The sequence below is a fragment of the Litorilituus sediminis genome (genome assembly GCF_004295665.1).
GTDB classification, from domain to species: Bacteria; Pseudomonadota; Gammaproteobacteria; order Enterobacterales; family Alteromonadaceae; genus Colwellia; species Colwellia sediminis.
In genome coordinates this window covers 57,680-77,362 of sequence record NZ_CP034759.1, presented here as the reverse complement: position 1 = coordinate 77,362, position 19,683 = coordinate 57,680, and the positions used below count along the sequence as shown (strand labels likewise).

Below are 19,683 nucleotides of genomic sequence, written 5' to 3'. Positions count from 1 at the left end.
ATAAGCAATAAAGCAAAAACAATAAGCTGCTCAATCAATTGATGTTTTTAAGATGAATACGAGGCCACCATGAAGATATTATTTTCCCTACTATTGATGATGATAACTTACCTCAGTGCCCCTTTAACTTATGCAAAAAACCAACTATCAGCTAACGTTGGCGCTACCAGCAACTACTTATGGCGCGGATTAGAACAAACCAATGGCAAAGCTGCTATATCTGGCGGTTTAGACTATAACATGAGCTCTGGCTTTTATGCTGGCACTTGGGTATCAAATGCTGATTGGTCAGACGGTATGAGCTATGAACTAGATTTATACGCTGGCTACGCTGCTCAAATTAGCGAGATTGATTACTCTGTTGGCGTTATTTATTACGCCTACCCTGACAGCGACGCGGATGTTGATTTTAGTGAAATCAATGCCAGCTTATCTTACGGCATGTTTACACTAAGTTACTCGGTTTTAGCTCATGCCGATGGTTCTGACTTTACGGATGATTCCTATCTTGCAGCTGATATTAACTTTAACGTGCTTACTGATGCTGAAATTAACTTACATTTAGGTGCCGGGCTTGATGATTTTTATGCCGGCGAAAGCTATATAGACTACGGCGTAAGTTTTAGTAAACTTGGCTTTACCTTAGGGGTTTCAAATACTAATTTGTCTGATAGCGATGTTAAAGCCTATATATCATACAGTATCGCACTAGAGTTTTTATCAAAAGCGCAACAGTGTATTAGCGAACTAGGTTATTGAGTCCCACTCTCTTTTCCAGTAAACCACACGCTTGGCTTCGAGTGGGCGACCTATATAGTAGCCCTGCGCATAATCACAGCCCATCTCAGTGACTAAGCTCATGATAGAGCTATCTTCTACCCCTTCAGCAATAGTACGAATATTGAGTTTTTTAGCCAGAGACAAGCTACTATTGATTAATGATAACTGGTTTAAATTGCCTTTATTATCAATAAAATAACTTTTATCTAACTTGAGATAATTAATCGGGAGTTTTTGTAATCGTTCAATGGTTGAGTGGCTTTGACCAAAGTCATCTAAGGCTATTTCGACACCGCGCATACTCAAACGGTTTAAGTTGGCTAACTCTTGAATTTGATCATCCGCTAATACACCTTCTGTTACCTCTAGGCATAAATTCTTAGGTTTCATGGCATATTGCGCTAAGAGCATAAATACCGTATCAGCAAACTCTGCCTGCTGCAAAGCAACGGGTGACACATTAATAGATAACTTAATATTTAAGCCATTAAGGTACCACTTCTTCCAATCTTGCATCGCCTTTTTAAACACAGCTAAGGTTATATGAATAATCAGTTCGCTTTCTTCAGCTTTATCAATAAACCTATCAGGTGAAACCATACCTAACCTAGGGTGTTTCATTCGACATAAGGCTTCAACCCCCATAAATTTTCTTGCCACTAAATCAACTTGTGGTTGATAAAGCACTTCAATATGATTGTTTTTAATCGCGCGAATTATCTCATAAGTTTTTAGCGACTCTCGCTGTTCAAGCTTTCTTCGCGATGTACCAATTTTATCAATGATGTGAATAAAATCATTTTCATGAATAGGTTTAAGCAAGGTACCTATGTAATTTAAGCCATATTTCTTGGTTAGGTTCTCCACAGACGAAATTATTTGTGTAGAAATACCACTCATAATAACGATATAGCCTTTATATTGCAGGCGATGAATTTGTTCTAACAATTGAATGCCATCAACATTAGGCATATTTAAATCAAGAAAAAGTAAATTGATATGTTTAGATTGACGCAATACTTGCATTGCTTCAGGTGCAGAAGAGGCTGCGTGAATATTAGAAATATTGAAGTTTTGTTCTAGTACGGTGCTAACATAATCTAGAATCGCTGAGCTGTCATCCACCAGCAATACATTTATCCAATCAAAGCCCTTGGTTTGCGTATTAACGTCCATTTTGCTTTCCATTTGCTAGGTTCCTAACGCGCTACTTAACAACAAAAAGCGCTCAAAGTAAGTATTGCCCTAATTGCCATAAAAGCAAGCTATTGAATTAAAAAGATAAGCAAATATATAAAAAAAGCGAGCTATTATTTTTCATAATAAGCTCGCTTATTGTTAACTAATATTGATATCAACAGGCATATTTAGCCTTGATATAACATAGCTAGAAAGTCTTTTGATTCATTAACGCGAGAAAATTTAAACAATTGTGCGCCAGACTGATCTTTAACAACCACATTAAGTTTGTTTACCGATACCGATTTAACTGGTTTTTTTATTGTATAAATTTTGCCCTGATATGTATAAGACATACTATTACTCCTTAACGAACGTATAAACGCCGTCTACCTAGCTTTAGCGCGCAACGAGGCGAAACAAAATTCAACTTGAAAATAATGCAGACAAGATTGCAGTAAAGCTAATTTTACTTACATGTATAAGGTATTGACTGACTGTGAAAGGGAAAGACAAAACACGAATATTCATTGAGGATGAATGTTCCATACTTTAGGCAAAACTATGGAACGGGCGCAACTATACCTATACTTGCGCAAAAAGTAAACACCCCATCGGATTTATTAACAATTTAGTTTGTTAGTGCTCTATTTAGCTAATTGCTTTAGCAAACTCACCAAGTAAAGTACTTTACTATTAGACAGCTGTCGATAATCAAAATAAGGACAAACAATTAATCGCTTGTGTTTATCAATAGCAAACTCATTATCTAACCAAGTTAATTGACAGTTAAGCTTATGCTCCTTAAGCAGCTGTTTGGCATAAGTTCGCCCGCAAATAATATGAATGCAGTTTTGTTGAGTTAGCTTGGGGGGAGAAAACAACAAAGCGAGTTTACTTTGTTGCTGCAATAGTGATTTATCGCGAAACTGCTGCCAACTTTCAGCACCATCAACATAAGAGAATAAATCTACTGGTAAAGCAAAAACCAGTTTAGCATAAACATTAAAAACCTTACGCCAACCATTACCGCAAGCCTGCCCTACGGCATAAATTTCACCCGGTGCCATAGGTATAACCGAGGTTAAGTCTGCATACTCAATAACATCAGGCTTATTAGCAATATAAACAGCCAAGTTATAATCGCGACACCCTAAACCTATATCCTGCATTTTTACCTTTCTGTTAGTTAATTTTTCTATTAGCTTTTTTCAGATAGTTTTTTCTGATAAACAAGAATGCTAATGGTAACATCTTCAAAATGAAAATAAATTGCTAACCGCGTTAAAAAGAACTCTATTACTATGACCACAGCAGCGCCAGAATTACTTTTCTATAAACAAGCATGCGATTACCGAATTGCCCTATTTAGCCAATCATTTGCACTTACCAATGTATTTAGAATATCGCGTGGCGCAAAAACACAGGCAGAAACCTTAGTGGTAGTGATTTCAGATAATAACCACTTTGGCTGGGCAGAATCAGTGCCCTATGCAAGGTATCAAGAATCGATTGCCAGTGCCAGCACGCAATTAATAACGGCGATAACTCAAAACAACACGTTAGCTAAACTTAAACAACAGGCAGCTAAGCACGTTAGTGGTGCAGCCAGCAATGCCTTGAATTGTGCGCTGCTGGACTTACAAGCAAAACAGCAGCAAAAATCAGTGCAACAATTACTGGCACTAAAAAACGCCAAGCCATGTGTAACCGCACAAACCCTGAGTATAGATACCCCAAGTGCCATGGCAAAAGCGTCGCAAACTCTCGCACCAGCGCCATTGATTAAAGTAAAGTTAAATAATCAAAACATACTTGAAAAAATGACTGCCGTGCACGCGGCATCGCCAAAAAGCCGTTTTATCATAGATGCCAATGAGAGCTGGACAGTTGATGATCTCACCGCGAATGATCACGCTTTATCTTTGCTTAATGTAGATTTAATAGAACAACCCTTGCCTGCAGGTAATGATCAAGCACTAGCCGAGCTCTCATTAAAAGTTGCTCTATGCGCTGATGAGTCATGTCACAATCTCGAAAGCTTAAATAATTTAAACAACTTGAACAATTTAAGCGAGCTGGCAACACGTTATAACGCCATTAATATAAAATTAGATAAAACCGGCGGCTTATCTCAGGCCGTTGAACTAATGCGCGCAGCACAAGCACACCAGTTAAAAATTATGCTCGGCTGTATGGTAGCTAGTTCATTAGCCATGGCACCAATTTCCTTACTTAGCCCTTATGCAGACTTTATTGACCTTGATGGCCCTGTGCTCATAAAGCACGACAGAGCCCATGGCTTTGATATCAAAACAGGTATGATGTCGCCATTAAATCAGCAATTATGGGGCGGTGTAGAGTCATCAGCACAGGCAATTAATTTGCTAAGCCAAGCGAAAAAACAGGCGAAATAACTGGCTATAGCACAAGCTAAAAGCAATGAGTAAGTTAACTAACAAACTACTTTTTATACTCATCTACCGCTGCACGTAAAAAGCCATCATTGTTATCAATGAGTGTTTTCGCGGTTTCAACATCAACATTGGTGAGTATCATCAATATCGCTAATTTAGCGCTGTAATTAGCCGCTTGTAACGCCTCGCGCGCTTGTTCATGAGTGCACTGAGTTGCTTGCATCACAATACGACTGGCTCTGGCATAAAGCTTTTCATTACTGGCGTGCACATCAACCATAAGATTTGTATAGCTTTTACCACGACGTATCATACTTGCGGTAGTTAACATATTTAAAATTAGTTTTTGCGCAGTGCCAGATTTCATTCGCGTTGAGCCAGTAAGCGCCTCAGGCCCGACTTCAGCGCAAATACCTATATTGGCATTAGCCAAAATGGGCGCGCCCGGATTACAGGTAACAGAAACCGTAGTTGCACTTAAGCTATTGGCATAATCAATGGCTGAAATTACATATGGCGTTCTACCGCTGGCAGCAATGCCAACTAAAATATCCTTTTCATTAAAGTGTATTGCTTGTAACTCTTCAATTGCTAAACTAGCGCTATCTTCTGCCCCTTCCACGGCTTTATACATAGCTTTTTCGCCACCAGCAATTAAGCCAATCACCATATCATCACTGACCGAAAAGGTTGGTGGACACTCTACCGCATCTAGCACCCCTAAACGGCCACTGGTGCCTGCGCCTACATAAATCAAACGTCCGCCAGCTTTAAACGCCTCAACAATGGCATCAACCGCTAAGCTAATGTTAGGAATTGCTTTTTCAACCGCACCAGCCACTAACTTATCTTGCTGGTTTATCAAGGTTAGTACCTCTGTGGTGGGTAAAGTATCAATAGCTAATGTCGCAGGATTTTGTCCTTCAGACACCATAGTAGCCAAATCTGATAATAAAGCTTTTTCTTTGGCAATAGCGTTAATTGATGAGGTTGAAGAAGTTGACGAAGCTGTCATTGATAAGTTTCCTATAAAGCTAATGTACTTTGTACTCTGTAATCAGTGCTAAGCGCTCAATACTCGGCGTCCAGTACAATTCAGGCGAGAATGAAAAACAGTATAAGCTAGCATACTGTTAACACCTACTTTTTTATCAAGCAATGAATAAGGCACATTTTAGTTATAAAGCGTCTAAAATATCTTGTTACCATTATTTGTATGACAAATTCGCCAACTGTAAAAACTTATCTATAATTACTTTTGTTCAAAAAACACACAAAGATTAACCACAGTAAGGGAATACCATGCAATTAAATACCCCAAAAGCCATCCGTGAAATTAAACATTCGGCTAGAAATACCATACTTATCAATGGCAAAAAACAGTGCAAACTACAAGCAATGACCTTTGCCCTCAACTATCACAGCGTAGACGTAACGGATACGCCTAATGGCTTACAAGTAAAAGGCGTTACACCTATTGGTGGTTAAACCCTCTGTTAAAAAGCGCACCAAGGCGATATAAAAACAGGCGCTAAATTGCGCCTGTTTTCGTTAAAACTTTATCTTGTATATAGCTATCCTTACAAAGGATTCTTTACAAAAAGCGCAGTCGTTTAAATAAATATATTTCAAATACTCCAATGCCTGTTAATAGCCCACAAAACCAGTAGAATGCACTGGAATTTTCAACGCCTGGCATACCACCAATATTGATACCAAATAGCCCGGTAAGAAAACCTAACGGTAAAAAGATGCCGGCAATAATAGAAAGCAAATAGGTGTTTCTATTCATAACTTCACTATTTAGTTGGGCAATACGGTTGTTAATCACATCAATTTGCGCAATGTAAAAGTCAATGGTATCAACGATACGTTGCAAGGTATCAAGCTGATTGGCAATATTCACTTTATAGGGTTCAAAAGCGGCGATATCGTTTTTACTTAAGGCTGATAAGGCATAAAGTTGCGGTTTTAAGAAGCGATTAAGCTTTAATAATTTTCGATGCTGTGAGTTAATTTCCGAGATTTGCTCATTACTAAACTCATCACTGTCTTGTGCATTGATAAAGTCTTCAATAGGCTCTATTACCGCATCAATTTTAGCATTAAGCTGAGTTAAAATAGCGATAACCAATTGCTCTATATTTTCAGGGCCTCTTGCCTTGCGCAAATCTTTTGCCACCGAGGCAATGGCTTTAGACTGCTGTAAATTACAAGTGATCACTCGTTTAGGGGTGTATAACAGCCTAATGGAGAGCATATCGTCAGGCTCTTTACCGGCGTTAAGGTTTACCCCACGCAGAATAAGAAAAAAACTACTGTCATCTATTTGCTGAAATCTTGGCCGGGTATCACTTGCTAATAAGGACTCAATAATGGACTCATCAACCCCCTCATCCATTAACCACTTTTCAAATTGCGCTGAAGAGCGGTTACAATGCAGCCAGTAAGAATCGTTTTCTAACTGGGCATTGCTTTCTATTGGTGTTGATTTTCCTTGCTGATCAAAATGCCAACTTTCAACAATAAAATCGTAGATCATTTCTTTCCCCTCTTCCTTTAATCCTTTCTTAACCTCAAATTTCGCTATTGCAATGTCTTAATAATGTTAAGCGTACCATCAAGGTGAACATCTCGTTGAGGGAAGGCAACCACTACCTCGTGCTCTTTAAAGGCCTTATCCAAATCAAAACGAATATTACTGGCCACCAAGCGTAAGCCCCCTTCTACTTGAGAGTTAATCCAAAAATACAATTCAAATATTAAGGCATTATCACCAAACTCTTGAAAAAAAACTTGTGGCTCACGGCCATGTTCATCTAAGGTTTCTTTTTGCTCATTAGCAATATCTAGCATAATGGTTTTCACTAAATGACAATCACTGCCATAGGCAACGCCAACGGAAACTGTACCTCGGATCAGTTTGTCTCTAAGTGTCCAGTTAATCACAGTATTTTCTAATAATTTGCTATTAGGGATCAACATATGCACCCCGTCAACACGTCTTACTCGGGTAGAACGAGTGTTTATCTCTTCAACAATACCTTTTACGCCTTCAACTTCTAAAAAGTCACCAATACGTATGGGTTTTTCTCCCATTAATATCCAGCCACTAATAAAGTTATTAATAATATTTTGCGCGCCAAAACCAAAGCCTATGGCAATAGCCCCAGATAAAAAGGCAAATGCGGTAATAGGTACATTTAACATCGACAAGGTGGTAATAAAGATAACGGCCAACACCACTATATATAAAAGCCTTTGTACCAAATGGATTACGTTGGGATCTTTATTTTTACTTTGTAATTTCTTACCTAGCTTAGTAATTAAAAAGTTAGCAAGCAGAATACTGACAATTAACCAAATCGGCACAGCCAATACTTCAATGAGCGTTATCACACGCTCATTAAAGGTAAATAAAGGATAATTTAACCAGTGTTTCAATTGCTCTAACATACTTATCTCCAAGCAAATATAGTTAACCGTGTGATGCGACAAAAGCATTGGCCGCATCAATATAAAAATGATCACTTAAGGCTTGCCTGCCTAATAACATCAAATAGGTCATATCAGATCTATCCGTTAAGGTGATTTCAATATTCCAGGCATGTTCACCAAGCTTGGCTGGTGTTTTAATAACATAACGCTGCTCACTTTGACCATTAGATGACTTCACCTTTCTAACATCATGTAATAATGCCGTACACCTGACCTTTTTATCAACATCATGAATTTCTGGGTGAATATCAAATAAAACCGCAGGTTTGTTATCAATAGACGTACGTTGAATGTTATCAACATGCAGGGACGATGTTTGCGCCCCCGTATCTACCCTTACCGTCAGTTGTTTAATACCGAGCTTAGGTAAGTCAATATTTTCAATATGCCCTATAATCATCCTCTCTGTCATAATAACTCCTCTGTAGACTCAAAGCGATTGACAAGTTCTTCTGCAACCAACTCAATATGCTCAGCAATGGCTTCATCGTCTTCTTTAAAATAAGCAATGTGATACATGGCTTCACCTTCTTGCACTAAGGGAATATTTTGCTTACCAATAATCACGCCACTTTTATGCGCTAACACAGTGCCCAATAATTCACCATACGGGCTGCCAATATCGGCTAATACTTCGCCTTTTTTCACTTGATCGCCCAGGCCAAAATGATGGCTGACAATACCACTACTGGTTGCTCTAACCCAACCACTGTTGTTAGCAACAAACTGACTGGTGATCTTTTTACTCACTCTGCCTTTGGGCATCATTTTTAAATGTTTAAGCACATTAACAATACCTTTAATGCCTGCTCGAATAGAAAACTCATCAAAGCGTAGCGCTTCACCAGCTTCATATAACAGCACTTTGGTATTACTGTTTACCGCGGCATCACGTAACGAACCTTCAATAATATCTGAATTTAAAATTACCGGGGCACCAAATGCCTTTGCCAGTGCTAAAGTTTGCTCATCGGCTAAATGCGCTCTAATTTGCGGTAAATTAGAGCGATGCACAGCACCAGTATGTAAATCGATACCATAGTCACAATGGCTAACAATTTCTTGCAAAAAGATATTCGCTACACGTGCCGCTAATGAGCCTTTAGACGAGCCGGGAAAGCTGCGGTTTAAATCTCGTCTATCTGGCATATAGCGGCTTTGATTAACCACACCATAAACATTAACCATAGGCACAGCAATAAGGGTACCAGCTGAAATTTTAAAACCCTTTAAGTTAATTAAACGGCGAATAATTTCAATGCCATTAAGCTCGTCGCCATGTACCGCAGCACTAACAAAAATAGTACACCCTGGCTTTTTGCCCCGAATAATATAAACAGGCAAGTTTACATCAGCATCGGTATAAAGCTTAGCAACAGGTAAATCTATTTTTTTAGTTTGCCCTGGCAAAACAACATGCTCGCCAATTTTTAAGCTATCCATTGTCACTCCTAATCAAGCTCAATTAGCCTTGCCCTTTGGTCTTAGTGGCATTGAACTTGGCATTCTTTTCCAAAAACTCAATTACTTTGCCAGCAACATCTAAACCCGTTGCTGTTTCAATACCTTCTAACCCAGGTGATGAATTAACTTCCATCACCATAGGACCATTGTGTGAGCGCAATAAATCGACACCACAGAAGTTTAATCCCATCACCTTGGCAGCATTTACCGCCGTAGCGCGCTCTTCCTTGGTTAACTTCACTATCTCTGCACTGCCACCACGATGTAAATTCGATCTAAACTCACCTTCTGCGCCTTGACGCTTCATTGCTGCAACAACACGGCCACCAACCACTAAACAGCGAATATCAGCACCACCTGCTTCTTTTACATATTCTTGCACTAAAATATTCGCCTTTAAGCCCATAAAGGCTTCAATAATACTTTCCGCAGCCTTTGAGGTGTCAGCCAATACCACGCCAATACCTTGAGTCCCCTCTAATAACTTAATCACCAGTGGCGCCCCACCAACATTTTTAATTAAGTCTTTAATATTGTCGGGTTTACTAGCAAAACCAGTACGCGGCAACCCAATGCCTTTACGTGATAGTAACTGCAAAGACCTTAACTTATCCCGAGAGCGACTAATGGCGACTGACTCGTTAATATTAAAGGTGCCCATCATTTCAAATTGTCTAGCAACCGCAGTACCGTAAAAGGTAACGGATGCACCAATTCTAGGAATAATGGCATCATATTTAGGTAACTCTTCACCGTGAAAACGTACCGTTGGTCGATTGCTGGTAATATCCATATAGCAATGCAAGGTATCAATAATGTCTACCTCATGACCACGTTCTAAGCTCGCTTCTTTTAAGCGGCGAGTTGAGTATAAATTTTTGTTACGAGATAAAATGGCTATTTTCATGTTTTAATTCCTTCTTACGCGCGTTAAGCGCTTTGCTTACTGATGTAATTAAATTTAGTTGAAAATTTTTAAAAAGAGAATCAAAATAAAAGCAGCTAATTGATAAAATTATTTTATTAAAGGAATGATTATATGAAGATTGAGTTGCTTACCACCTTTTTAGAGGTTAGCCAAACGCTGCATGTTAGAGTGGCGGCAGAAAACTTGTATCTAACTCAAGCGGCTATCAGCAGCAGAATCAAGCAATTGGAAGAAGAATTAGGGGTTTTGCTATTCGATCGCACGCAAAAACGTTTAAAACTAACCGCTGAAGGCCACAGACTAGTCAAGCATGCCAATGAAATGATCATCATGTGGCAAAAACTCAAGCAAGATGTCGGCATTGCTGAGTCCAGCTCATCACAGTTATTTGTTGGTTCAATGATGTCAATCTGGGACATAGTATTACAAGATTGGCTGCAAAAAATACATCGCAACTTAGACGATGTCCACCTGTACACACAAACCTACTCACCTTTAGAGTTACGAAAACAAGTGATCAGCCGTATGGTTGATATTGCTTTTTTGTTTGAGCCGCCCTTTATTGAAGACATCATCAGTGAGAAAGTGGCCACAGTTCCTTTACAGCTTGTCTCTACAGAAAAAGATTTAGCACTGCACCAAGTAAATAATATGGTGATGGTTGACTATGGCGAATCAGTGAATAGTCAAATTATGCGAGCTCACAGGGAAAGCAATGCCATTCGCCATAATATGAGCCAACCGAGAATAGCGCTAAATTTTATTCTAGAAGCATCAGGCTGTGCCTATTTGCCCAGGCAAATGAGCTTTGAGCATATTAGAAAAGGCAAGCTACACCCAGTTGTAGGAGCGCCAGAGTACGGACGTGATATTTACGCTATTTATTTGGCAAAAAGTCATAAAACCACACTTATTCAAGATGCCCTAATGCTGTTTCCTTACGTGAGAAATTAACAAGATTATTTAATTAATTTTTACAACTTAATAAATAATATTAATTGATTAGATAATTTAAACCATTAAGTTTAAAAAAATTTGCACTGTCTATTGTGTAATCTTAGGCCGTCATTGTTTTAGCTACTATATTGATTTACGATTTCATAGGTTCAAAGCACAGTTATATAATTACCGTTGCTGTGATTAGCTATAGTATTACGCCAACTGTACCTAACTTTATTTATGAATGGACACAATCAGGCATTTTCTAAATCGCCTAAACAATGAGGGTTAAAAATTTATGTTTATACCAAGTGAAATAATTATTTCACTTGGTATTAGTCGTCAAAAATATATTGAAGTCACCAAAGGTACCGAGCGTGTCTATCAATTAGCGAAAAAACTTGGCGTAAAGCTTGTTTTCGGGACAGATACCTTATTTGACCCTGAATTAGCCGAAAAACAAGGAAAGCAATTCGAAACTCTCTCGCTGGTTTACCCCTGTTGAAGCACTAAGACAAACGACCTCAACCGCAGGTGAGCTGTTAGCGTTATCGGGTCCACGCTCGCCATACCCTAATGGCTCTCTAGGGGTTATAAAAGCAAGCGCCTATGCTGATATTATCCTAGTAAATGGTAAGCCATTAAAAGACTTAAACTTAGTGGCTAATCCAAAAGAAAACTTTGCTTTAATGATGAAAAACGGAAAAATATATAAAAATACACTTTAATACCAACAACCTTAAAGCAGATTACATCACCTATAGCCCCACAGTTAACAGCACAACGTGGGGCTTTTCAGTTAACCTCAAACGTTAAATCGTCGTCACTCTATTTCGCCCTAAAGATTTAGACTCATATAATGCTTTATCTGCTCTTTCAAAAAGCGCATGTTCATCGGTATCACCTTCGTATAGTTGCGTAACGCCGAGACTTAAGGTTAACTTGAGAGTATTACCACAACTTAATTTAAAGGCGTGTTGCTCTGCTTCAAAAACAATCCTTTCAGCTAATACCAAGGCAGACTCTTTATCACAATGCGGTAAAATTAACGCAAACTCCTCGCCGCCCACTCGCGCTAAGGTATCTCCGTATCGGGTAAATTGATTGATAAGACTCGGCAATTCAATCAACACCTCATTCCCTGATGAGTGCCCGTATTTATCATTAACCGCTTTAAAATAGTCGATATCAATCAGAATTAAAGAGAGTGGCTGGCTATACCTAGCGTTTGAGGCAAACTCTTTTTTTAGTGCTTGTTCAAAATGCCTTTGATTATAAATTTTCGTTAAAGGATCAATTAAAGTAAGCTCTTCTAGCTTCTTGTTTTCGGCAATTTGCCCTTCTAAAGAGGTAATCAAGGCCTCTATTTTAGTCATATCACGAATCGTAGCTAGCGCATAATCACCATAGGCAGTTGAGATTAAATTTAAGGTAATTTCAACCTGTAACGCTTGTCCATCTCGGCGCAATGCCGCCATTTTTCCTCGCTCGGCGCCCATTTTTCGAGCGCCACCTTGCTTAAAGTACGTTTGAATATTTTTGTTATGATTGGCGGAAATACCTTTAGGAATTAAATCAGAAACATTCATTTGTTCAAGTTCAGCTTTTGAATAGCCAAAAAGCTTTTCTGCTTGAATATTCGCCTTAATAATATGGCCTTGTACATCAACCTGTAAATTAGCATCTGGCGCCATTTCAAATAGCAACTCACTTTGCTCCAGCGCTAATTTAGTAATAGCATAGTGCTTATCAAGCTCAGAAAGATTGCGTTGATACCTAGCCTCAGCCTCTTTTAACCGGGTAATATCAATATGAGTGCCTAACATGCGCTTAGGGCGCCCATCATTATCTCTAATGGCAATGCCGCGACAGCGAATCCATACCGTGGAGCCATTTTTATGCTTATATCTAACCACTTGATCGTATGGCTGCTCTTTATCTAGACAATGCTTTTCAAAATTATCGAGTGCCACCTTTAAATCATCCTGATTAATAATATCTTGCCACTCTGAGGCTAAGTGCTTCTTTTCGCTTGGATCATAACCTAATACTTCCCAGAAGCGCTTATTCATCCACTCGTTTTCTGGGTTGTCTATATCCCAGTACCAAAGACCATCAAGCGCTCCCTCTTGAAGAAAATCAAAAACCCTAGTGTCCGTTTTGATTAATTGATAAAGTTCTTTTTCCAAATAGCTGCCATTATTTTCCATATACAACCCTGATCATGAACTGTAGCTCTACATTACTATAATACTCGCATTAAAGTGTAGTAAATGATTTAGCCAAGTGTAATCAAGCTTCTTGTTATTTCACTCCCTACTCTACTGAGCAAGTTTTCAACCAAAATGTCAAATCAGGCGTTTTAAGTGCAACAAGCACGCAGCTTGGTTAGGCTGAGCAACAGAACAGGATATTCTGTTTGGCTGCAAATCATCAAGGATGTGTTTACAGCTTAGATAAAAGCTTGAACTGATTTGTGAGGTCAAGAGTGATGGCTATAACCTTTCATATTTACTGATACTGCTTATTTGAAATAGCCAATATTGTATTATGGGACGGAAATGGGACGTTTTTCAGGAAAATTAGCAATAAAAAAGGGCTGTATCTCTACAACCCTTTGTTTATAAGTGGTGCGGATGGTGGGACTTGAACCCACACGAGCATAGCTCACCACCCCCTCAAGATGGCGCGTCTACCAATTCCGCCACATCCGCATAACTATTTTTCAGCGTATCTTAGTTTGGTACTTCGCTGTTTTCTTCTTTCTTAGCTGTGTCACCAGAGCCAGGTACATCACTATTTTTAGGCTCTACGCTTTCGCTAGGGATAGCATCAACCGCTTCAGTCGTTGGCGCGCTTAAGTTGTTCCACTCATCAACCGCTTTAGTACGGTTAGCGGTTAAGTTACCTAAAATTAAGCTAATCGCAAAAAACGCAATCGCTAGGTAAGTTGTTGCTTTGGTTAAGAAGTTACCCGAACCACTTGAACCAAATACTGTAGCTGATGAACCTGCACCAAATGATGCGCCCATATCAGCACCTTTACCTTGTTGGATTAATACTAAACCAATAAGGGCTAACGCAATTAATACGTAAGCGATAATTAAAACTTGATACAACATTTCTATTTTCCTTTAGCTGCTAAGCAAATTGCTTTAAATTGCTCAACCTTTAAACTTGCACCGCCGATTAAACCACCGTCTATATCAGCTTGTGCGAATAATTCTTCACTGTTAGTTGCATTAACGCTACCACCGTATAGTAACGGCACCTTAGCTGCAACTTCTTCATTACTTTGTGCTAAAAATTGGCGAATAAACTGATGAGTTTCTTGCGCCATTTCGCTTGAAGCAGTTTTACCTGTACCTATCGCCCACACTGGCTCATAGGCTACAACTAAATTAGCAAACGCTTCAATGCCTACTTCATCAATTACCGGTTGTAATTGCGAGGCAAGCACAGTTTCTGTTTGCTCAGTTGCTCGTTCACTTTCGCTTTCACCAATACATAAAATTGGTGTTACCCCTGCTTCAAGCGCAGCTTTAACTTTATGAGCAACTAAAGTAGAGGTTTCTTTATATAAACTTCTACGTTCAGAGTGTCCAACTATAACATAACTTACCGAGAACTCTTTCAACATACTTGTTGAAACTTCTCCCGTAAATGCGCCACTTTGCTGTTCACTTACATTTTGGCTACCAAGATAAACATTACTTGGCAATTGCTTTGCTTCAACAGCACGTGAAAACTCTGATAAATAAGGAAAGCTTGGACAGATCACAACATCAACATTCTCAGCTAATGAGATATCAGAAAACCCTGTTACCATGTCATTAACTAAAGTTAAATTACCGTTCATTTTCCAATTAGCGGCAACAATTGCTCGTCTTGTCATTTTTCTTCCTCGGTTCATTGCTAAAATGAAGCCGCGAGATATTAACTAACCTGAGCAAAAGATACAAGTAAATAACAAGATATCTTTTGCCATTTGCTCGCTTTTTACTCGAACTGGCGTAAAAGTAAGTAAACTATGAAGAAGTCTAGCTTTTTAGCTTACTTGCTTTACTACATCAGCAATTTGATTTGCTAATGCGGTCACTTCTTCTTGCTCAGGGCCTTCCACCATAACGCGAATTAATGGCTCAGTACCAGACTTTCTCAGTAATACCCGACCACGGCCTGATAATTGACCATTTACTTTTTCTACTTCCGCTAATACTTGCTCATTATTAAGCGGGTCGCTATCGCCTGCAAAGCGCACATTGACTAAAACTTGTGGCAGCATAGTCATACCTTGGCGAAGTTCGAACAATGATTTGTTATGCTGACATACCGCAGTTAATACATTAAGTGCCGCAATAATACCGTCGCCCGTTGATGTGTGATTTAGGTTAATAATATGACCTGAGTTTTCAGCGCCAAGCTGCCAACCTTTTTCACCTAGCATTTCCATAACATATCTGTCACCCACTTTACTGCGAGCAAATGGAATATCTAGCTCAGCAAGTGCGAGTTCTAAGCCCATATTACTCATCAAGGTGCCAACTACACCACCTTCTAAGGTGCCTGATTTTAAGTCATTACAAGCGATAATATACACGGCTTCATCGCCATCAATAACATGGCCTGTGTGATCAACCATCATTAGGCGATCACCGTCACCATCAAGGGCGATACCTAAATTAGCGTTATGCTCAACCACAGCTTTACTGATCATATCCATAGAAGTTGCACCACAGCCATCATTGATATTGGTACCATTTGGCGCTGTTGCTAATTCAATAACATTAGCGCCTAACTCTCTAAAGACATTCGGTGCAATGTGATAGGTTGCACCATGCGCACAATCAACAACAATATTTAGACCTTGCAGAGATAATTGGCTTGGGAAGTTACTTTTACAAAATTCAATATAACGCCCTGCCGCATCATTAATACGTGTAGCTTTACCTAGCTTGGCAGATTCAACACAGCCCATGGCTTGATCAAGCTCTGCTTCAATGGCTAACTCAACTTCATCAGGTAACTTTTGCCCATCTTGAGAGAAAAACTTAATACCATTATCGTAAAACGGGTTATGTGATGCGCTAATAACAATGCCTGCTTCAGCACGAAATGTTTTTGTTAAATAAGCAATACCTGGTGTTGGCATAGGGCCTAATAAACCAATATCAACACCGGCTGCTGAAAAGCCCGCTTCTAGTGCAGATTCAAGCATATAACCTGAAATACGGGTATCTTTACCTATCAATACCTTTTTTGTTCCTTGGGCAGCAAGCACTTTACCTGCCGCGTAACCTAACTTCATAACAAACTCAGGCGTAATTGGGTATTGACCAACTAAACCGCGCACACCATCGGTACCAAAATATTTACGATTTGACATTATATTTCCTCATTTCGTTGCACTTTACTGTCGCCTTAATTAAGAAGGCAAAACGACAAATAAGTGATTAATTCTTTTAACTAGCATTAATAACACTAGTTTTGATATTGATTCGTTGTAGATAAAACTTTCAAGGCATCTACTGTTTCTTGTACATCATGTACTCTAATTATTTTTGCTCCTTGCTGTGCCGCCAAAACTGCCGTGGTTAAACTGCCGGCTAAACGCTCGTTTACTTCACGTTCAAGTAAATTACCTATCATCGACTTTCTCGATGTACCAGACAGTATTGGTAAACCTAAGCTTGAAAATTTACTTAAATTAGCCAGCAATTGATAATTCTGTTGTAGCGTTTTACCAAAGCCAAAACCGGGATCAAGTATCAACCTATCTTTGCCAATACCTGCTTGCTCACAAACGTCAATACGCTGCTTGAAAAACGCCATGATATCATTAATAACATCATCATAGTGCGGATTTTCTTGCATGGTGCGAGGTAAGCCTTGCATATGCATCAAACACACAGGCACATCACTTTGCGCTACCGCTTCAATACAGCCCTGATTTTGCAATGCTCGCACATCATTAATAATATCTGCCCCTTGCGCTATTGACTCAGCCATAACCGCAGCTTTACTGGTATCAATAGACACACAGATATCAAAACGTGATTTAATGGCTTTTAATAGCGGAATTACTCGTGCTAGTTCATCTTGCTCAGTCACTTCTTTTGCGCCGGGTCTGGTCGATTCACCACCGATATCAATAATAGTTGCGCCGTGGGCTATCATTAATTCAGCTTGCTCAAGCGCAGCATCAACTCGATTGAACTTGCCACCATCAGAAAAAGAATCAGGCGTAACATTTAAAATACCCATCACATGAACGGGGGCATCTTTACTTTGCAGTGATTTGATTATTGGAACAGACAAGGCGTTGTTTTCTCTTTTTTAACTAAAAAATAAAGCCTCGATGTTAATAACATGGAGGCTTTTGATTATTGCGCTAGGTGATGTTTAGCTTGTTGAACCATCACCTTTTGGCTCTGATAAGTCAGGCTTAACCGCATCATCAGATTCAGCTTTAGAAGCGCTATCTTTCGCCGCTAAATCTTCATCTTCTTCCTTAGATGCAGCGCCACCAGAGCTAGTATTTGAACTTGAGCTATTACCTTTATCGTCCCAATCTGCTGGGGCACGAACTTCTTTACGCTCCATTAAGTCATCAATCTGATGAGCATCAATGGTCTCGTACTTCATTAAGGCATCTTTCATGGCATGTAAAATGTCCATGTTATCTTTGATCAGTTTTTCTGCTCTATTGTAGTTGCGCTCAATAACGTCTTTAATTTCATCATCAATGGCTTTAGCAGTCTCATCAGACATATGCAATGATTTAGCAGAGGTTCTGCCTAAGAAAACTTCGCCTTCTTCTTCAGCAAAAAGCATTGGCCCCATTTTCTCTGAAAGACCCCACTGAGTTACCATCTTACGAGCAATATTAGTGGCACGTTCAATATCGTTTGAAGCACCAGTAGAGACTTTATCGCTACCATAAATCACTTCTTCAGCAATACGACCACCATAAAGTGATGAGATATTGCTTTCTAAATGCTGTTTAGAATGGCTGAATCTATCTTGCTCTGGCAAATACATAGTCACACCTAGGGCACGACCACGAGGAATAATACTTACTTTATACACTGGGTCATGATCTGGCACTAAACGACCAATAATAGCGTGACCTGCTTCATGGTATGCCGTCATTTCTTTTTCAGACTCACTCATCACCATAGTGCGACGCTCTGAGCCCATCATGATCTTATCTTTTGCTTTATCAAACTCAGCCATACCCACTACACGACGTGAGGTACGGGCTGCAAATAATGCTGCTTCATTCACTAAGTTTGCTAAATCAGCACCAGAGAAACCTGGCGTACCGCGCGCAATAACAGTCGCTTTAACATCATCTGCTAAAGGCACTTTACGCATATGTACTTTTAAGATTTGCTCACGACCACGAATATCAGGTAAACCAACGGTAACTTGACGGTCAAAACGACCCGGACGAAGTAATGCAGGGTCAAGTACGTCAGGACGGTTAGTTGCCGCAATAACAATAACGCCTTCATTACCTTCAAAACCATCCATCTCTACTAACATTTGGTTTAAGGTTTGCTCACGCTCATCGTGACCACCACCTAAACCTGCACCACGCTGGCGACCTACGGCATCAATCTCATCGATAAAGATAATACATGGCGCTGATTTTTTCGCTTGGTCAAACATGTCACGTACACGTGATGCACCCACACCAACAAACATTTCAACAAAGTCTGAACCTGAGATGGTAAAAAATGGTACTTTTGCTTCACCAGCAATGGCTTTTGCTAATAAAGTTTTACCTGTACCCGGTTGACCCACTAATAAAATACCTGATGGAATACGACCACCTAATTTTTGGAATCGTGTTGGTTCACGTAAATAATCAACTAATTCTGCTACTTCTTCTTTGGCTTCATCACAGCCAGCAACATCAGCAAAAGTCGTTTTAATTTGTTCTTCGTTTAACTGGCGAGCTTTACTTTTACCGAAAGACATTGCGCCTTTGCCGCCACCGCCTTGCATTTGACGCATGAAGAAAATCCACACACCAATTAATAAGATCATTGGGAACCAAGAAACGAAAATCGTTGTTAAGAAACTTGTTTCTTCTGGTAATTTACCTTGAGCGCGTACACCTTGTTTAACAAGATCATTAATCAAATCGCGATCATAACCACCTGGAATTACAGTTGTATAAGCTTCACCACTACGCTTTTCACCGGTAATCACACCATTTCTATCTACACTGGCATCACGAATTTGTCCTTGGCGAACATCCTGAATAAAGCGTGTATAGTCCATTTGTTGTTCATTCGCAGTATTTGGAGAAAAACTCTGAAATACGCTCATTAAAACAACCGCAATAACTAACCATAAAATAAGATTTTTTGCCATATCGCTCAACTTAATGACCTCTTTTGGTACTTAAAAAATTTTTATAAATAATACATTTAAAATTATAGCGTGTAATCTACTACAATTTAAGGC

Annotated in this window: 20 protein-coding genes and 1 tRNA gene; 5 read left to right on the top strand and 16 right to left on the bottom strand. The window is 39.4% G+C overall.

Going from position 1 to position 19,683, the window contains the following annotated elements; all coding sequences use genetic code 11:
• Positions 1-69 precede the first annotated feature (69 nt).
• Positions 70-759, top strand: coding sequence for a TorF family putative porin (locus EMK97_RS00340; protein WP_246028843.1), 690 nt, complete (start codon positions 70-72; stop codon positions 757-759).
• Here EMK97_RS00340 and EMK97_RS00335 read toward each other — a convergent pair.
• From EMK97_RS00335 to EMK97_RS00330, 3 genes are all read right to left on the bottom strand, one after another.
• Positions 748-1,968 (bottom strand): EAL domain-containing response regulator, encoded by a 1,221-nt coding sequence (locus EMK97_RS00335; protein ID WP_130598368.1) that lies wholly within the window; start codon positions 1,966-1,968, stop codon positions 748-750. The genes EMK97_RS00340 and EMK97_RS00335 overlap by 12 nt on opposite strands.
• A gap of 179 nt (positions 1,969-2,147) precedes the next feature.
• The gene (locus EMK97_RS18960; protein WP_170176687.1) at positions 2,148-2,315 is read right to left on the bottom strand and encodes a hypothetical protein; all 168 of its coding nucleotides are present in this window, start codon (positions 2,313-2,315) and stop codon (positions 2,148-2,150) included.
• 291 nt (positions 2,316-2,606) lie between these two features.
• Positions 2,607-3,131 (bottom strand): DUF6942 family protein, encoded by a 525-nt coding sequence (locus EMK97_RS00330; protein WP_130598366.1) that lies wholly within the window; start codon positions 3,129-3,131, stop codon positions 2,607-2,609.
• Between the two features lie 132 nt (positions 3,132-3,263).
• Between EMK97_RS00330 and EMK97_RS00325 the strand changes: the two genes are divergently transcribed.
• Entirely contained in the window at positions 3,264-4,376 is a 1,113-nt protein-coding gene (locus tag EMK97_RS00325; protein WP_130598364.1) for a dipeptide epimerase, read from the top strand.
• Positions 4,377-4,422: 46 nt separating this feature from the next.
• On the opposite strand, the gene murQ is transcribed toward EMK97_RS00325, so the two are convergent.
• Entirely contained in the window at positions 4,423-5,391 is a 969-nt protein-coding gene (gene murQ / locus EMK97_RS00320) for an N-acetylmuramic acid 6-phosphate etherase (protein ID WP_130598362.1), read from the bottom strand.
• A 287-nt stretch (positions 5,392-5,678) separates the two neighbouring features.
• Here murQ and EMK97_RS00315 point away from each other — a divergent pair, with 287 nt between their 5' ends.
• Positions 5,679-5,864, top strand: a complete 186-nt coding sequence (locus tag EMK97_RS00315) for a hypothetical protein (protein WP_130598360.1) — start codon at positions 5,679-5,681, stop codon at positions 5,862-5,864.
• A gap of 106 nt (positions 5,865-5,970) precedes the next feature.
• On the opposite strand, the gene EMK97_RS00310 is transcribed toward EMK97_RS00315, so the two are convergent.
• Genes EMK97_RS00310 through rimK form a run of 5 tightly spaced genes read right to left on the bottom strand, consistent with a single transcriptional unit; the run spans position 5,971 to position 10,245 of the window.
• Entirely contained in the window at positions 5,971-6,918 is a 948-nt protein-coding gene (locus tag EMK97_RS00310) for a zinc transporter ZntB (protein ID WP_130598358.1), read from the bottom strand.
• Between the two features lie 44 nt (positions 6,919-6,962).
• Positions 6,963-7,832, bottom strand: a complete 870-nt coding sequence (locus EMK97_RS00305; RefSeq protein ID WP_130598356.1) for a mechanosensitive ion channel family protein — start codon at positions 7,830-7,832, stop codon at positions 6,963-6,965.
• 22 nt (positions 7,833-7,854) lie between these two features.
• Positions 7,855-8,286: an ATP-dependent zinc protease family protein gene (locus EMK97_RS00300; RefSeq protein ID WP_130598354.1), complete on the bottom strand. Its 432-nt coding sequence runs from the start codon at positions 8,284-8,286 to the stop codon at positions 7,855-7,857.
• Positions 8,283-9,317, bottom strand: coding sequence for a succinylglutamate desuccinylase/aspartoacylase family protein (locus EMK97_RS00295; protein ID WP_130598352.1), 1,035 nt, complete (start codon positions 9,315-9,317; stop codon positions 8,283-8,285). The genes EMK97_RS00300 and EMK97_RS00295 overlap by 4 nt, the downstream gene beginning before the upstream one ends.
• Positions 9,318-9,339: 22 nt before the next feature.
• Entirely contained in the window at positions 9,340-10,245 is a 906-nt protein-coding gene (rimK, locus tag EMK97_RS00290; protein ID WP_130598350.1) for a 30S ribosomal protein S6--L-glutamate ligase, read from the bottom strand.
• A gap of 132 nt (positions 10,246-10,377) precedes the next feature.
• Between rimK and EMK97_RS00285 the strand changes: the two genes are divergently transcribed.
• Both EMK97_RS00285 and EMK97_RS19140 read left to right on the top strand, forming a co-directional pair.
• Entirely contained in the window at positions 10,378-11,220 is an 843-nt protein-coding gene (locus tag EMK97_RS00285; protein WP_130598348.1) for a LysR family transcriptional regulator, read from the top strand.
• A gap of 283 nt (positions 11,221-11,503) precedes the next feature.
• Positions 11,504-11,710: a hypothetical protein gene (locus EMK97_RS19140; protein WP_246028842.1), complete on the top strand. Its 207-nt coding sequence runs from the start codon at positions 11,504-11,506 to the stop codon at positions 11,708-11,710.
• Positions 11,711-12,017: 307 nt separating this feature from the next.
• Here EMK97_RS19140 and EMK97_RS00275 read toward each other — a convergent pair whose 3' ends face one another.
• From EMK97_RS00275 to ftsH, 7 genes are all read right to left on the bottom strand, one after another.
• Entirely contained in the window at positions 12,018-13,415 is a 1,398-nt protein-coding gene (locus tag EMK97_RS00275) for a sensor domain-containing diguanylate cyclase (RefSeq protein ID WP_130598346.1), read from the bottom strand.
• A gap of 418 nt (positions 13,416-13,833) precedes the next feature.
• A tRNA-Leu gene (locus tag EMK97_RS00270) sits at positions 13,834-13,919 on the bottom strand.
• 21 nt (positions 13,920-13,940) lie between these two features.
• Positions 13,941-14,324 (bottom strand): preprotein translocase subunit SecG, encoded by a 384-nt coding sequence (gene secG / locus EMK97_RS00265; RefSeq protein ID WP_211342294.1) that lies wholly within the window; start codon positions 14,322-14,324, stop codon positions 13,941-13,943.
• A 5-nt stretch (positions 14,325-14,329) separates the two neighbouring features.
• On the bottom strand, positions 14,330-15,100 hold the full coding sequence (gene tpiA, locus EMK97_RS00260) for a triose-phosphate isomerase (protein ID WP_130598342.1): 771 nt from the start codon (positions 15,098-15,100) through the stop codon (positions 14,330-14,332).
• Between the two features lie 153 nt (positions 15,101-15,253).
• A complete protein-coding gene (gene glmM / locus EMK97_RS00255) occupies positions 15,254-16,591 on the bottom strand; it encodes a phosphoglucosamine mutase (protein WP_130598340.1) in 1,338 nt (445 codons plus the stop codon).
• A 95-nt stretch (positions 16,592-16,686) separates the two neighbouring features.
• Entirely contained in the window at positions 16,687-17,469 is a 783-nt protein-coding gene (gene folP, locus EMK97_RS00250) for a dihydropteroate synthase (RefSeq protein ID WP_130604324.1), read from the bottom strand.
• A 138-nt stretch (positions 17,470-17,607) separates the two neighbouring features.
• A complete protein-coding gene (gene ftsH, locus EMK97_RS00245; protein ID WP_246028841.1) occupies positions 17,608-19,590 on the bottom strand; it encodes an ATP-dependent zinc metalloprotease FtsH in 1,983 nt (660 codons plus the stop codon).
• Positions 19,591-19,683 lie beyond the last annotated feature (93 nt).

Excerpts from the sequence above, each read along its gene's own strand:
- EMK97_RS00340 (WP_246028843.1), top strand. The coding sequence starts at position 70 with ATGAAGATATTATTTTCCCTACTATTGATGATGATAACTTACCTCAGT.
- EMK97_RS00335 (WP_130598368.1), bottom strand. The coding sequence starts at position 1,968 with ATGGAAAGCAAAATGGACGTTAATACGCAAACCAAGGGCTTTGATTGG.
- EMK97_RS18960 (WP_170176687.1), bottom strand. The coding sequence starts at position 2,315 with ATGTCTTATACATATCAGGGCAAAATTTATACAATAAAAAAACCAGTT.
- EMK97_RS00330 (WP_130598366.1), bottom strand. The coding sequence starts at position 3,131 with ATGCAGGATATAGGTTTAGGGTGTCGCGATTATAACTTGGCTGTTTAT.
- EMK97_RS00325 (WP_130598364.1), top strand. The coding sequence starts at position 3,264 with ATGACCACAGCAGCGCCAGAATTACTTTTCTATAAACAAGCATGCGAT.
- murQ (WP_130598362.1), bottom strand. The coding sequence starts at position 5,391 with ATGACAGCTTCGTCAACTTCTTCAACCTCATCAATTAACGCTATTGCC.
- EMK97_RS00315 (WP_130598360.1), top strand. The coding sequence starts at position 5,679 with ATGCAATTAAATACCCCAAAAGCCATCCGTGAAATTAAACATTCGGCT.
- EMK97_RS00310 (WP_130598358.1), bottom strand. The coding sequence starts at position 6,918 with ATGATCTACGATTTTATTGTTGAAAGTTGGCATTTTGATCAGCAAGGA.
- EMK97_RS00305 (WP_130598356.1), bottom strand. The coding sequence starts at position 7,832 with ATGTTAGAGCAATTGAAACACTGGTTAAATTATCCTTTATTTACCTTT.
- EMK97_RS00300 (WP_130598354.1), bottom strand. The coding sequence starts at position 8,286 with ATGACAGAGAGGATGATTATAGGGCATATTGAAAATATTGACTTACCT.
- EMK97_RS00295 (WP_130598352.1), bottom strand. The coding sequence starts at position 9,317 with ATGGATAGCTTAAAAATTGGCGAGCATGTTGTTTTGCCAGGGCAAACT.
- rimK (WP_130598350.1), bottom strand. The coding sequence starts at position 10,245 with ATGAAAATAGCCATTTTATCTCGTAACAAAAATTTATACTCAACTCGC.
- EMK97_RS00285 (WP_130598348.1), top strand. The coding sequence starts at position 10,378 with ATGAAGATTGAGTTGCTTACCACCTTTTTAGAGGTTAGCCAAACGCTG.
- EMK97_RS19140 (WP_246028842.1), top strand. The coding sequence starts at position 11,504 with ATGTTTATACCAAGTGAAATAATTATTTCACTTGGTATTAGTCGTCAA.
- EMK97_RS00275 (WP_130598346.1), bottom strand. The coding sequence starts at position 13,415 with ATGGAAAATAATGGCAGCTATTTGGAAAAAGAACTTTATCAATTAATC.
- tpiA (WP_130598342.1), bottom strand. The coding sequence starts at position 15,100 with ATGACAAGACGAGCAATTGTTGCCGCTAATTGGAAAATGAACGGTAAT.
- glmM (WP_130598340.1), bottom strand. The coding sequence starts at position 16,591 with ATGTCAAATCGTAAATATTTTGGTACCGATGGTGTGCGCGGTTTAGTT.
- folP (WP_130604324.1), bottom strand. The coding sequence starts at position 17,469 with ATGGGTATTTTAAATGTTACGCCTGATTCTTTTTCTGATGGTGGCAAG.
- ftsH (WP_246028841.1), bottom strand. The coding sequence starts at position 19,590 with ATGGCAAAAAATCTTATTTTATGGTTAGTTATTGCGGTTGTTTTAATG.